A 14,081-nucleotide genomic window follows, 5' to 3' on the forward strand; every position below is an offset into this window, starting at 1 on the left:
AGATGGCTGTTTTTCAACAACCTGTTTCATACCTCCGCTTCCCGCAGGAAGCTTGCCGCATCCTCCGGCGAGGTCGGATTGATGTAGAAGCCGGTACCCCATTCGAAGCCCGCCACCTGGGTCAGGCGCGGCACCAACTCGATATGCCAGTGATAGTCCTGCTCCAGCGAGTTCCAGTGGGTCGGCTTGCCGGGTCGCCTATGCATGGGGGGCGCGGTGTGGAGGATGAAGTTGTAGGGCGCATCGCGCAGCACGTTCTTGACCCTGAGCAGCATGTCCTTCATGGCCACGGCCAGTTCGGCCAGTTGGGCATCGTTCATCAGGGCAAAGTCGTGGCTGTGGCGCTTGGGATAGAGCCGAACTTCAAAGGGCGAACTGGAGGCGTAGGGGGCCAGGGTGACGAAGTTGGAGAATTCCCGCACCACCCGCTCGCCGCATTTCAGCTCGAAATCAATAATGTCGCAAAAGATGCAACGCTCCTTGGTGTTGAAATAGTTGCGGGCCACCTTGAGCTGGGTTGCGGCCACCGGCGGCAGAAGCGGTACGGCGATCAACTGGCTGTGGGAGTGGTGCAGGGTTGCCCCGGCCCGGAGCCCGTGATTCTTGAAGAGCACCATGTAGCGGAAGCGGAAATCCCTGCGCAGGTCCAGATAACGTGCCCGGTAGGCGGTCAGGACGTCGGTGATCTCGTGGGCGGTGAGATCGGCCAGGCTGCGGTTGTGGTCGGGGGTTTCAATGATGACCTCGTGGGCGCCGATGCCGTTCATCACGTCGTACAGTCCGTAGCCGCGGTTGTTCAGCTCCCCTTCCACCCGTAGCGCCGGGTATTTGTTGGGGATTACTCTCACCCGCCAGTTGGCGGCGTTGGGCATGCCACTGGGGCGGATAGCGAATATCTCGGGCGGCGTCTTGTCCTCATTGCCGTAACAGAAGGGGCAGGCGGTCATGCCGTCCCCCTCCGGCTCGACTTGGAAATCCCGCGGCCGCCGGCCACGCTCGGTGGCGATGATAACCCAGTGCAGCTTTATGGGGTCCCAGCGAAGTTCTGACATGGTAAGCTCCTTGATACGCGTATCGTATAAATTCCACCAAAGTGGCCCCGAAGGTCACACTGTCTGCCACGTTCAGCAACGTCAGATTTGAGATGATGAGGGTGGCGGCGAGGAGGAGGCGCCGGAGGCATAGCAGCGCTATGCCGACAAGCTTCCGACGAGCCAACGCCCTCAGCGCTCAAATATGGCGTTGCGGCTATATGAGCCAGTTGTCCAGCTCGATCTCCGGCCCCGCATAATACAACATCAAAGGCGCATCCGTCGGCCAGCGGCCGATCTCTTCATTGTCGCGCACCAGGGTCACCGAAGCGAACAGTTTGCTTTTGGAGGCAAGCTTGATGGCCTCCAGCGGGATGCAGACCTCGCAGGTCTTGGCGATCTTCCAACGGCAATGGCCGCTGGTCGGAACCCAGGCGTTGTTTTCCCGGACCTGTAAAAGCCCCTCGTCGGTGCGCATCTGCAGGGGCAGCCGGTATTCCCGGTCATAGATGAGGTGCAGGTTGAGCACGTCGATCTCCCGCAACATCCGGGAAAGCTCCTGAATGCCGTCGATGCGGAAGAAGAGATGGCTCTTGTTATAACCGTAGTAGAAGCTTTGCAGCATGCGGTCCGAGGAGTGCATGGCCGAACCCTGGCGGGTCAGGTCGTAGAGGCCGGCGGCCAGCCATTCGAAGTAGTCGCTGATCCTGCCGTTGATCTCGGGATCGATGAAGCCGGCCGGTTCCCGGATCAATCCGGCCGGACTCTTCTTCTTGATCGCTTCCAGCAGTGCGCGCGGCGTGTCGATGCCCAGCAGCCGGTAGACGTTCATCAGGTGCTGGCGGAAAAGCCGGTCGAAGCGGTCGCTGTGGGGCGAAAAATGGTCGTCGCCGTACCACCAGAACCAGTCGCTCCCCTCGGCGGCATACAGCGAACGGCAGATCGTCTCCACATCGGCATCCGCTGCGACGGTGCCGCTTGCCAGGGCCTCGGCCACGGCCGGGCTGTGGGAGACGGCGGCGTCCCGTGTTGCGGCCAAGAGGTCCCAAGCCAGGTTCTCCTCCGGGTGCCCGATCCAGATACCGTAATTGGCGTTGATCCATGAACCGGGGTGGATGCCGTGCAGCCGCCCGTCAAAGGTGCTGCGGGCCAGGACGTCGGAGCAGAGGGTCAGGTTGAGGGAGGGTGAGTCGGCAATGCCGCGGTACAAGCCCTGCAAAAAGTCGTAGGCGTTGTTTGGGTAATACTCCCAGGCGTTCTCGCCGTCCAGGCAGATCGGGATCACCTTTCCCTCGCCGCCGCTACGCCCCTTGATGGCGTGCAGCCGTCCGCAGAAATCCGCCACGGCCCGGCTTGCATCCCATTGGGAGTAGGTGAAGCCAACCAGGTCGGAGAGTTGGTGGTCGCGGAAAAAGGCGCCGATCTCCCCCTGTCGGCAGACGAAGCGCCAGGGACGGTAGAGACGCTCCTTATGATCCCCCAGGCCCCCCTCAAGGCTTTTGACCAGAATGTCTTCATCCGTCGCGATCCAGCCGATGCCGCTTTCGGCGATGATCTCCAGCGTCTCGTTGCTGACCGAACCTTCCGACGGCCACATGCCGGTGGGGGTGAAACCGAAGACCTGCTCGAAATAGTCGATACCGCGCCGGATCTGGGCGCGGGCATCTTCAGGGTGGCGGAAAACAGCCGTGGGCAGCGTGACCCGCGGCATGGCGGTCTGGGCGCTACGGGTGTCGCACAGAAGCGGCAGGATGGGATGGTAGTAGGGGGAGACGGCCAACTCAACGCGCCCCTCCTGATGCAGGCGCTTGTAGCACGGGATGATGGCCTGCAACAGTTCCCGCTGCGTGGCAAAGAGCAGTGCCTTGTCCGCGGCGGTGAATTCCTCCCCTTTGGCCGCCAGTTCGGCAAAGACCGGATAGCGCCTGCGGGAAGCCTCTCCGGTCCAGGCCAGGAAGAACAAAACCTGGAGGTCCAGCAGATCCTGGTCGTTGAAGTGCCGTACCCGGTCACGGGCGCTGCCCGGTTTCCCCTCGCCGGCCATGTAGAGCAGTTCCAGGTAGCGGCGTGACGGTTCGATCATGCGCTGCCGGTTGGCGGAAAAGAAATTCTCCAACAGGAAGATGCGATCAGCCTCCGCCAGATCGGCCGGAGAAGCCTTGCCTTTTTCCAGGAAGGGGTCAACGGCGGTGCCGGAGGCGTAATCCAGGATCTGCTCTATCAGGGACGGGACCAGGTTGAAGACCGCCTTTGCGCCCGGAGTGTCTTCCACGATCGCCGGCATGTCGAAATAATCCTTGATGCCGTGGAGGTAGGTCCAGGGGAGCTCATACTCGTTCTTGAGCGGGTCCCTGTAGTACGGCTGGTGCATGTGCCATAGTATGACCACATCGAGCGGGGTCGGCATCTCAGGCGGCTCCTTGTCTCTTATGAGGTTGTTGAAAAACAGCCATCTCGCCGCCGTCCTCGAAAACCCCTTGTGCGGCGTAGCGCTGCTACGCCTCCGCGGGGCTTTTCTGCGGGTGCGACGATTTGACTATTTTTGAACAACCTGGGTTTTTTTCAACAGCCTGGAAGGATGTCATTCCAGCTCCTTCTTCCACCCTTCCACCTTTTTCTGATACTCCGACAGCAGCCTCTGGGCCGTCTTCGGGTCCTTGGACTCGGCTACGATGTGGGCATGGGGGGTATGCTGGTCCGGCAGCACCAGCACCCAGTCGTCGCCGAAATGCACCTTTATGCCGTCGATAAAGGTGGCCTCCTTGTCCAGGCTGTCCTCACTCATCTTGCGCATGATGCCCCCCTTCATCTCCCAGGGGCAGGGGACGCTGGTCTGAAGAAACGAACTCGACGGCGTTTCCGCAAGCGCAACGGAAAAGGGCGTGGCGCTGGCGGCACCCAGTTCCACCAGCTTGGCGATGGCGAACATGCCGTCGAAAGATGCCTGGAAACGGGGAAAAGCGAAACGGCCGTCAATGGTGCCGGCCAGGATGACTTCGGAGGAGTTGGCCGCCTCCAGCATGGCGCGGTCGCTGCTTTTGGTGCGTGTGACCTGGCAGCGCTTCTGATTGGCCACCTGCTCGATGGTAGAGGGGGTTTGCACCGGTACGGCGATGACCCCCTTCTGACCGGTCCTTAAGAAGAGCGCCGTCGCCAGGGAGAGCAACTCCACGCCGCTTAAGATGCGGCCATTCTCGTCCAGGAGAGCGATGGCTTCGGCGGTGGGGTCGAGCCAGAAACCGGCCTGGGCGCCCAGCGAGGCAACGATCTTGGAGAGTTGCTCCAGTCCCGCCTGCTTGTCCATGGCGTTTTTGCTGCCCCGTCCCTCATCCACATAGGCGTTCAGGGCGATCACGTTGCAGCCCAGTTCGTTGAGGATCAGTGGCAGAATCTGGCTGGCCGGCGAGAAATTGAAGTCAACCACCACGGTCCAGGCCGCCTTTTTGACCATTTCCTTGTCGATGGCCCGCAGGAATCCTTCGCGGTAGAACTCGACCACATTGTTGATTTCGCTGATGGCGCCCGGCTCGCTGTGGTGGGCGCGGCGGAAGTTTTCTTTGTAATAGATGCGTTCCACGTTCTTGGCCATGCCGCTGGAAAAATCCAGCCCGTCGCCGTCCAGAAAGACGATCTCCAGCGCCGCCGGGTCGTCAAACGCCTGACGAAGGTAGAAACCGCCCACCTCGCCGAAGGTCTTCAGCTTGTAGCGCAGGACCGGCAGAGGGGTCATCTTCATGTCGCGTACATTGACCCCTGCCGAGAGGATGCCGCCCACGAAGCAGCGTTTGAGCATGCGCGAGGAGAGGTGGCAGTCGCGGCCGCCCAGGACGAAACTCCCCTTGGGAAGGGTCGTACCGTAGGCGCAGCCCAGTTTCGCCACGAATTCGGGTGTCAGTTCCACATTGGAGAGGCCTTTGATGATGGCGCCCTCGAAGAGCGCCTTTTTCCACTTCTCACCCCAGATCAGGTTGGCGGTGACGATGGCGCCGGCCTCGATCATCTTGCGCGGCCAGATCTTGACCTCGCTCTTGATGACGGCCTCGTCGCCGATGGAGGTTTCATCGGCAACAATGACACCCTCCTCCAGCACCGCCCCCTGGCCGACGCGCACATTGGAACAGATCACGCTGTCGCTGATCTTGGCCCCCTTCTTGACGTAGGAGTTATCCCAGATCACGCAACGGTTGAGTTTGACCCCGGTTTCAATGGTGCAGTTGCGCCCGACGACGGAATCCTTGATACGCACGTCGCCGAGAATCTGGCTGTTATCGCCGATGACCACCGTTCCTTCGAGGCCGGTGCGATTTTCCAGGGTCACGTCGGCGCCGATGCGCAGGTCCTTGCCCAGGAAATCCTGTTTGGGCTCGTCGATCTTCAGGTTGATCCTGCCCTTGAAGATGTCGTGGTAGGCCTCCCGGTAGGAGTCGGTGTTGCCGATGTCGCGCCAGTACCCTTTGGCCGTACAGCCGAACAGGGCATCCTTGTTCTTCAGCATGGCCGGGAAAAGGTCCTGGGAAAAATCGAAGTTTTCCCCGTCGGGGATGGCCGCCAGGATCTCGGGCTCCAGCACGTAAATACCGGTATTGATGGTGTCCGAGATGACCTCGCCCCAGCCGGGCTTTTCCAGGAACTGGGTGATGCGTTTTTCCTTGTCGGTGATCACCACCCCGAACTGGAGTGGGTCTTTGACCGAGGTGAGGGTGATGGTGGCACTGGCCTTGTTGTCGACATGGAAATCGATGATCTTCTTGAGGTTGAAGTCCGTCAGCAGGTCGCCGCTGATCACCAGGAAACGCTCGTCCAGATACTTCTCAGCCGCCTTGACCGCTCCGGCGGTGCCCATGTCCTGCAAGGGGGTCACGTAGGTGATCTTGACCCCAAAATCGGCGCCGTCGCGGAAGAAGTTCTTGATGACGAACGGCTGATGGTAGAGCAGCATCACCAGGTCGGTGATATCGTGCTTTTTGAGCAATTCCACGATATGAAGCATGATCGGGCGGTTGAAGAGGGGGATCATCGGTTTGGGGATGCTGCTGGTGAGCGGCTGGATGCGGGTTCCGAATCCGCCGGCCATGATGACGGCTTTCATATGGTGGGCTCCTTGCGTGGAATAATGATCTCGTACCCTTTTGTCGCAGATGGCCGGGAGGAAGGGTTCACCGGCAAGCCAGGCCGGTCCTCCGGGGCAAGGGGGGATTACAGGTCCGCTTTCAGCCGTTGGGCTTTTTTGGCGAGAACCCGGGCGATCTCCTGCTTCAGTTCGGCCAGGTTGCCGGATTTGACCACGTAGCCGTCCGCCAGCCAGGCGGAGAAGTCGTCCTTGTAGCAGGAGAAGGCCGAACAGAGGATGACCGGCATGTCGTGGCGCTCCTTGACCAACTTCTGCAACAGCTCTATGCCACTCTCGTTCTTGAGCTTTATGTCCAACACCGCCAGGTCGAAGGGACCCTCCTGGAGTTTTTCCACCGCCTCGGAGATTCCGGCCGCCGTCACCACTTCATACCCCTCGTCCGCCAACTCCTCGGCATACAAAAGCCGGATATTGGCTTCATCATCGACAACAAGTAACCTGCTCATTGCTGTTCCTCCTTCCGGATGGGAAGTGCGATTGTGAAAATAATGCCCTTTTCGGGCGCTGATTGGGCATTCAGGGGTATCCCCTGCTTCTCCAGAATGGTCTTGCACAGGGCCAGTCCCAGGCCGGCCCCCATCTCCCGCGTGGACGAAAAGGGCACCATGATGGTATCCAACTGTTCTTGGGAGATATACCGGCCGTGATCCTGGATACGGATCATGATGTTGTCGTCTTCCCGGCTGGTACCGATATCCACAACCCGCTCGTGGTCGGTGGCATTCAGGTCGCAGAGTAAAATGGTACGCAGGCAGTAGGACACTTGCTTGAAATCGATATAGGCCGGCGGCAGCTCGCTTCCCGCCGAGAACGCGATCCGGTACCCTCTGGTGTTCAACGCATCGGCCGAATCGCGGAGCGCGGCCTCCACCAACTGGTTCACGTCCCAGAAATCCTTGGTCGGGTAGAGGGAGTCGGAGTAGTTGAGGATTTCATCCAGAACCCCCTCCAACTGGCGGGCCTCGCCGACGATGGATTCGATGAAATTACGCTTGGGATCGCCGACCGGGGTGTTTTTCAGCATGGATCGGGCAAATCCGCCGATGATCATCAGGGGGTTGCGGATGGAGTGGGCTATGCTTGAGGTGATCCGGCCGACGAGGGCCATCTTCTCCATCCTGACGATCAGTTGTTGTTGTTCCTTCAGCTTGGTATGGGCTTCCGTGGCCCGATTGAGCTCCTCCTGGAGCCGTTCGTAGAGGGATGCCCGTTCTATGGCAAACGCCACGGGAAAGGTGAAGGTCTCCAGGGAGTGCATGTCCTCCGGAGTGATGCGGCGATGGGTGATGCAGTTGTCGGCGATGATTACGCCAACCCTCCGGTTTCGGGAAACGAGCGGCATCAGCAGAAAGGTATCCACCCCCAACAACCTGGCGAACTGGGGGTCCACGTCGGGGTGATGGAAGGCGTCTTCGATCAGCATCGGTTGTTTTCCGTCCAGGGCCCGGATGAGGATATGGGTGGTGGCGGAAAGAGGAACCGATATCTGTTCCAGGATGTCGTGAAATTTGGCCCGTTCGGCGGTGAGCTTGTTCTTGCGGAAACTTTGGGCCAGGGTCTGCAGGTCCATGTCATTGTGGGAGATCTCGTCCCAAGCCTGATGGGCCTCTTCATAGTTGCGCGGGCCGATGGCCAGGTATCCCTGGAGGTGCTCGCGCTTGTGGTCGACCATCAGCAGGAACGCCCGGTTCATGCCGAAACCCCGTCCGGCGGTGATGGCTGTCAGGGCCACCGACAGCACCTCTTCCAGGTCTACGGAACTCTGCAGGACGGAACCCAGTTCGTGGAGGAAGCGGATCTCGAGGCTTTTGTTGTCCAGGAAGCTGAGCAGGGACTGGATTTGGACCTTCTGGCGGCGGTATTCGTCGTGAAACAGGGAAAAGACCGGACCCAAGGGGTGTCCGCTGGCCTGAAAGCGTTCCAGATCACGTTTGAAATTGGGGCAGTCGCAGCACTTTTCCAGGATGCGTCGCCGCGGGGATTCCAGCAGGTCTTCATCGCCCTCGCGGATGTTTGGGCAATCACCCTGTGCAACGACATCTCTATCCCAGCAGCACTCCCAATCCACGCGGCTCCTCGTTCATACCAGATCATTCAAGACAAGAGGTAATTAAGTATACCCGGAGATGAGCTGTTTTCAAGTAAGGACGGACGAATTCGTAGCTATTATCGGACGTTCCAGGTGGTGCCCTGGGCCGAGTCGAGTAATTGTATGCCCCGCTCCAGCAACATGTCGCGTATCTCGTCGCTTCGCTTGAAGTCCTTGGCCTTGCGCGCTTCGGCTCGCTCTGCGATCAGGGCCTCGATCTCCGCCGGTGAGAGGTCTATCCGGCCTGCCTTGGAACTCTTGATCTGCTCCAACCATGCTGCCGGACCGTTGCCGAACAGGCCCAGCACCTGGCCGATCTCGGTAAAACTGCGTCGGGCCCGGGCAATGAGCGACAGGCCGGCCGAGCTGATTTCGTTTGCTTCCGCAAGGAAACGGTTGCTGGCGCGCACGGCATCGAACAGCACCCCCAGAGCCTGGGCAGTGTTGAAATCGTCATCCATGGCCTCACGGAAACGGGGGATGAGGTCTTCCAGCTTGTCCTGCAGATCCGGTCCCGCTCCGGCCAGCGCTTCCGCTACCGGCAGCTCGGGGATTCCGGGATTCTCAAGCAGGATCTCGTCCAGGGCCGCCAGGCAGGAGTAGATCCGCTCCAGGCCTGCCTGGGCCTCGTCCAGGTTCTGGTCGGAAAAGTCGATCGGCGAGCGGTAATGGGCAGAGAGGATGAAGAAACGCAACGTTTCCGGGTCGAATTTCTCCAGAACCTGCCGGATGGTGAAAAAATTGCCCAGGGATTTGCTCATCTTCTCCGAGTTGATGTTGACAAAGCCGTTGTGCAGCCAATAGCGGACGAACTGGCACCCATTGGCGGCTTCGGATTGGGCGATCTCGTTTTCGTGATGGGGGAAGATCAGGTCTTTGCCTCCGCCATGGAAATCGAAGGTGGCGCCCAGGAATTCCATGCTCATGGCCGAACACTCGATATGCCAGCCGGGGCGTCCCTTTCCCCACGGCGATTCCCACCACGGTTCGCCCGGTTTGGAACCCTTCCAGAGGGCAAAGTCCATGGGGTGGCGCTTTTTGTCGCCCACCTCGACCCGCGCGCCGGCTTTCATCTCGTCCAGGTTGCGCTTGGAAAGCCTGAGATAGTTGGGGAAGGTCTCCACGGCATAATAAACGTCCCCCTCCGACTCATAGGCATGCCCCTTGGCGATCAGGGCTTCGATGATCGCGATGATGCCGCCGATGTGATCGGTGGCCTTGGGCTCCACCGTCGGCTTGGCCAGGCCCAGGCGCGCCATGTCTTCGTCGAAGGCCTGGATATAACGGTCGCTGATGGTACGATAGTCCACCCCTTCCTGATTGGCGCGATTGATGATCTTGTCGTCGATGTCGGTATAGTTGCGGACATAGGTGACATCGTAACCGGCGTACTTCAGGTAGCGATAGATCACGTCGAAAACCACGTTGGCCCTTGCGTGGCCGATGTGGCAGTAATCGTAGACCGTTACCCCGCAGACGTACATTCCGGCCCTGCCGGGTATAAGCGGTACGAAGACTTCCTTTTCCCCGGAAAGGGTGTTGTAGACGCGCAGTGCCATGATACGGCTCCCATGGAGAAATTTACTGTATTTTGCATTGTTTTGATCTGCAAGGCAAGCGGGGAAAGCATGGTGTATGCCGCCGCAAGGGCGACGATCCGTCTCTCAGGAGGGATTATTTCTCCACCGAGGGTCCGGCAACCGTAAGGGTTATTACCGTCACGCCGCGCCGGTTCTTGCGCCGCCCCTCCGCCGTCCTGTTGTTGGCGACGGGGATGGAGCAGCCATAGGCATTGATGCTGATCCTCTCAGGGGCGACGTCGCCGTAGTGCAGAATCTGGTTCTTGATATTGATGGCCCTGACGCGGGAAAGGGTAATATTGTAATCGAACGGCCCGTTATAATCCGCGTGCCCTTCCACATGGGCGAATACCTGGGGATTCTTCTTCATGAAGTCGTAGATTTTCTTGATCTTCCCGAAATATTTCGGATCGATGTCGGCCTTGTCCACCCTGAAGTTGATGACGAGCTTCATCAACGGCTTTTCGTCGTAAACGACGCTGCTTTCCGGCTTCTGGGGGCATCGGTCCACCGCGGCGGTAAAATAACCCGTGCTGGACATGCCTTTCCGCGGCAGGAGGTTCTTTATCGGCACCTCGATCAGTATCGGCTCCGGCTCCGCTTTTTCGAGCGCCGGTTTTTCAGGAGCAGGCATCGGTGCAGGAGCTGGAGTTGGTGCAGGCTCGGGTGCAGGTGCTGGAGCAGGTGCAGGAACTGGAACTGGAACTGGTGCAGGAGCTGGTGCAGGAGCTGGTGCAGGAACGGGAACTGGTGCAGGAACTGGTGCAGGAACGGGCACGGGCACGGGCACGGGAGCAGTATTCCCCGTTGGGCAACCTTCCTTGTCCACCACTGTTCCCCAGGGTGTTCCGGGGCACCTGTCGAGATAGTCGGGGACCGTGTCGCAGTCGGAATCCAGCAGGCTCACTCCGTCGAGTTTGACGACGCAATCCACCATGACCGCGGGGGCTTTGGCAGTACCGGAAGGGGCGGCCGGAGGAGCGGCCGGTGGTGCCTCTTTGGGAGCCGGTGCGGCAATGGCTGCTGCCGGTGCCGGGGCCGCTGCCTTGGCCGGTTCTCCCGTCTCAGGCGCCGCCGTTGTCGGAGGGGTCGTAGCGGTTGCAGCGGGCTCCGTGCTTTTTGCCGGGCAGCCGGCCCTGTCGACCTTGGCCCCTTCCAGGGTACCGGGGCATTTGTCCAGATAGTCGGGCACGCCGTCGCCGTCGCTGTCAAGCGGACAGCCACCGTTATCAACCTTTACTCCCAGCGGCGTTCCGGGGCATTTATCCAGATAGTTGGGCACGCCGTCGCCGTCACTATCCACCGGGCAGCCGTCCCGGTCCACCTTGGTACCTTTTGGTGTCTCCGGGCATTTGTCCAGGTAGTCGGGTACGCCGTCGCTGTCGGAATCAACCGGTGGCACCCGTTTCAGTTCCTTGTCATAGCTCGGGAAGAATGACAGGCCAAGGGTTGATTCGAGGTTGCTGCGGGCGGCCATGTCCTCGTAGACGAAGATATGGCGAACGTCGAACCGTAGCGCCAGATAATCCTTGAGGAAATATTTGGCGCTGGCGCCGTAATCCATGAATGCGTTTGTAGAAGAACTGCCGCTGTTGTCGACATATATGCCGCCGACACCGACGGCAAAAGAAGGGACGAAGCGTCCCCTGGGCAGAACGGAATAAAGCGCCTCAGTGCGCAGGATATAAGCGGTGGCGGAACTTTTATCCGATTTCAAGCGGGTCATGGCCACATCGAGTCCGGCCTCGATCCCCAGGCTGTCGATGGCGTTTCGGCCAATGATATCGTAACCGAGGCGAATACCGTAGGTGGGGCTTGCTTCCAGATTTCTGTGGCCATCAAACAGGAACAGACCGGCGGTCGGGGTGAGGGAAATAGAGGGGGTGACAGCGGCAGACGGGCGCGGTGTGCGTGAATCCCCGGCCGCCAGACCCCTGTGTGCGGACAGAATCACGGTGCCGAGGATTATGGATACGATGAACCTGCGCAACGGTCTCTCCGCCCGGATTAAAGATTTGAACTGTTACCATATACTACGTATGGCTACCCACTTTCAACCAAAACCACTGTTTCCTGCAGGGAGACCGTCAATGTTAGGGGAAAAAGCACCATGCGGGTCACATTCCGGCCATTGCGAGGGATTCAGGCTGCTCCGGCGCCACTGCAGGCGAAGCGATGCCTGATTTTAAGAATTTGACACTGTTACCCCTTTTTGATATAGACCATAGAAGGTTCAAGTATTTAGGTGGTTTGCCACCACTTCTCAGCGGGGAGTCGCAGATGATTATCCAGTGTGAACAGTGCTCCACGAAGTTCAGGCTCGATGACGCCAAGATCAAGGATAAGGGCGTCAAGGTTCGCTGCGCCAAGTGCCGCCACGTATTTACCGTCACGAAGCAACAGCAGGAGCAGGAACCCCAGCCTGATGCCGAGACCGGCTTTGAACGACCGGTCGCTCCCGGGCCGGGTGACGAGCCTTCGTTTGCGCCACCTGCGGCGGAGCAGTCCTTTGCTCCGGCAGGGGACGGGGATTTCGATTTCTCCTTTTCGGAGAGCATGGAGGATGCGACCGCCGGGCATGATAAAGCTGCGACGCCATCAAGCGAGCCGGACTTTTCCGATTTCGATTTCGGCGGCACTGCCGAGAGTGGGAGCGGCGCCACGGAGTCAATGGCCAATGATCTCGGTGGAGACAGCCTTCATCCTGCCGCAGATGTTTCCGTCCCGGACGCCGCAGGTTTCGATTTTGGTGCTGAAAACCTGTTTGGCGATGCTGTTGCCACGCCGGTACACGAAGAACCCGCGGAGCCGATTGCCTTTGATTTCCCGGTGGAGGCGTTTGCCGATTCCATGGGGGCTGCCGAAAAGACATCGGGTGGAAAAGCTGATCTCGGCGGTATCGAAGCAGATAAGGCCGATGAACCCTTCAGTCTTGGTGAAATCGATTTTGGCGACGAGCTGACCTCGGTGGCCGTACAGCAGGTCAACCCCGAGGAACTCAAGCCTGCCCAGGAATTGTTTTTCGCCCCGCCGGTAGAGCCGCAGAAGGGGGAAGGCGCCGCCGAGGAGGCCGCCACACCCCCCCTTTCCGTACCGCAAGAAGAATTGCCGCCGCTTTCCATAATCTCGCGCCGCAGGCAGAGCCCGCTTCTCATGGGGCTGGTCACCGTTCTTGTGGTGCTCGTCGTGGCGGTCGTGGGCTATGTGGGCTACTCGATGTTGGGTGCAGAGAAGGTGGCAAAGGACAGCGGGCGGATTTCGGTCCGTGGCGTAAATGCCGTTTTCGTCAAGAACCGTGTTGCCGGCGAGCTTGTTGCGATCAGCGGGGAGGCGGTAAACGAATTTTCCGGTCCGCGGGCCGCCATCCAGGTCAAGGGGATGATCTACGGTCCGGCCGGTCAGGTGCTGGCAAGCAAGAATGCTTTTTGCGGGAACCCGTTGACCAAGGAACAGCTTGCCGCCATGCCGCTGGAAAAGATAGAGGCTGCCATGGCCAACCAGTTCGGCGATTCGCTGGACAATCTGGAGGTGCCGCCGGGGAAAGCGATTCCCTTTGTGATCGTGATTGCCGGGCCGCCCGCAGATGCCAAGGATTATGGGGTTGAGCCGGCCGGCTCAACGGTAGCTACGGAGAAACAGCCGCAACACTGATATTCAAAGCTGGATAAAAGCGACAAAGGGCCGTGGAATGAATTCCACGGCCCTTCTGTTTTGGAGAGACGTTGGGGGAAGTGCGATTTGCAGGCCCCCTTTTCCGAAAGCCGTTAGAGTATCTCCACCAGCGTGATGTCGAAGGTCAGATCCTGCCCCGCCAGCGGGTGGTTGGCGTCGAGGGTGACGGTGGTTTCGGACACCTCGGTTACCATGACCGGCATTGCCGTGCCATCCTGAAGAATCACCTCCATATGTTGGCCGGGCTCAGGATTGATATCGCCCGGGATTTCGCTGCGTTCGATGACAGCCACCATCTCCTCGGCCCGGGGGCCGTAGGCTTCATCGGAGGCGATCTTGACCTGCACCTTCTGGCCCGGTTCAAGGCCGACCACCGCCGCTTCGAATTTGGGGATCAGGGTGCCTTCGCCGATGACGAACTCCAGCGGTCCGCCGGTTTGGCCGCCACAACCGCACGAATCGTCGCTACATTCGTCTGCGCCCACTTCCGAGCTGTCGAATATGGAGCCGTCCTCAAGCGTGCCGGTGTAGTGCACGCGAACCTTGTCGCCGTTTTTTGCCTGTGCCATGTGTGTTTC

General features: G+C 59.6%; 9 protein-coding genes. 1 reads left to right on the top strand and 8 read right to left on the bottom strand.

All coding sequences use genetic code 11. The features are described from left to right. Nucleotides 1-26 precede the first annotated feature (26 nt). The 7 genes from galT to LDN12_RS14280 form a co-directional block, all read right to left on the bottom strand. Nucleotides 27-1,052, bottom strand: a complete 1,026-nt coding sequence (gene galT / locus LDN12_RS14250; RefSeq protein WP_223923326.1) for a galactose-1-phosphate uridylyltransferase — start codon at nt 1,050-1,052, stop codon at nt 27-29. 196 nt (nt 1,053-1,248) lie between these two features. Further along, nucleotides 1,249-3,438: a glycoside hydrolase family 57 protein gene (locus LDN12_RS14255; protein ID WP_223923327.1), complete on the bottom strand. Its 2,190-nt coding sequence runs from the start codon at nt 3,436-3,438 to the stop codon at nt 1,249-1,251. Nucleotides 3,439-3,612: 174 nt separating this feature from the next. Continuing rightward, nucleotides 3,613-6,120 (bottom strand): mannose-1-phosphate guanyltransferase, encoded by a 2,508-nt coding sequence (locus LDN12_RS14260; protein ID WP_223923328.1) that lies wholly within the window; start codon nt 6,118-6,120, stop codon nt 3,613-3,615. A 107-nt stretch (nt 6,121-6,227) separates the two neighbouring features. Next, on the bottom strand, nt 6,228-6,608 hold the full coding sequence (locus LDN12_RS14265) for a response regulator (RefSeq protein ID WP_223923329.1): 381 nt from the start codon (nt 6,606-6,608) through the stop codon (nt 6,228-6,230). Further along, complete coding sequence (locus tag LDN12_RS14270) at nt 6,605-8,230, bottom strand: sensor histidine kinase (RefSeq protein WP_223923330.1); 1,626 nt, start codon at nt 8,228-8,230, stop codon at nt 6,605-6,607. Before LDN12_RS14270 ends, LDN12_RS14265 begins: the two co-directional genes overlap by 4 nt. A gap of 98 nt (nt 8,231-8,328) precedes the next feature. After that, complete coding sequence (gene cysS / locus LDN12_RS14275) at nt 8,329-9,810, bottom strand: cysteine--tRNA ligase (protein WP_223923331.1); 1,482 nt, start codon at nt 9,808-9,810, stop codon at nt 8,329-8,331. 115 nt (nt 9,811-9,925) lie between these two features. Then, nucleotides 9,926-11,821 carry an OmpA family protein gene (locus tag LDN12_RS14280; protein WP_223923332.1) on the bottom strand — a complete coding sequence of 632 codons (1,896 nt, stop codon included), beginning with the start codon at nt 11,819-11,821 and terminating at the stop codon, nt 9,926-9,928. Nucleotides 11,822-12,111: 290 nt separating this feature from the next. Here LDN12_RS14280 and LDN12_RS14285 point away from each other — a divergent pair, with 290 nt between their 5' ends. After that, nucleotides 12,112-13,482: a DUF3426 domain-containing protein gene (locus tag LDN12_RS14285; RefSeq protein WP_223923333.1), complete on the top strand. Its 1,371-nt coding sequence runs from the start codon at nt 12,112-12,114 to the stop codon at nt 13,480-13,482. 113 nt (nt 13,483-13,595) lie between these two features. Here LDN12_RS14285 and LDN12_RS14290 read toward each other — a convergent pair whose 3' ends face one another. Continuing rightward, entirely contained in the window at nt 13,596-14,072 is a 477-nt protein-coding gene (locus LDN12_RS14290; RefSeq protein ID WP_223923334.1) for a peptidylprolyl isomerase, read from the bottom strand. Between the last annotated feature and the right edge of the window lie 9 nt (nt 14,073-14,081).

Origin of the sequence: Geobacter sp. AOG2 (genome assembly GCF_019972295.1) — a bacterium.
Classification (GTDB): Bacteria; Desulfobacterota; Desulfuromonadia; order Geobacterales; family Pseudopelobacteraceae; genus Oryzomonas.

Excerpts from the sequence above, each read along its gene's own strand:
- LDN12_RS14265 (WP_223923329.1), bottom strand. The coding sequence starts at position 6,608 with ATGAGCAGGTTACTTGTTGTCGATGATGAAGCCAATATCCGGCTTTTG.
- LDN12_RS14260 (WP_223923328.1), bottom strand. The coding sequence starts at position 6,120 with ATGAAAGCCGTCATCATGGCCGGCGGATTCGGAACCCGCATCCAGCCG.
- galT (WP_223923326.1), bottom strand. The coding sequence starts at position 1,052 with ATGTCAGAACTTCGCTGGGACCCCATAAAGCTGCACTGGGTTATCATC.
- cysS (WP_223923331.1), bottom strand. The coding sequence starts at position 9,810 with ATGGCACTGCGCGTCTACAACACCCTTTCCGGGGAAAAGGAAGTCTTC.
- LDN12_RS14285 (WP_223923333.1), top strand. The coding sequence starts at position 12,112 with ATGATTATCCAGTGTGAACAGTGCTCCACGAAGTTCAGGCTCGATGAC.
- LDN12_RS14255 (WP_223923327.1), bottom strand. The coding sequence starts at position 3,438 with ATGCCGACCCCGCTCGATGTGGTCATACTATGGCACATGCACCAGCCG.
- LDN12_RS14290 (WP_223923334.1), bottom strand. The coding sequence starts at position 14,072 with ATGGCACAGGCAAAAAACGGCGACAAGGTTCGCGTGCACTACACCGGC.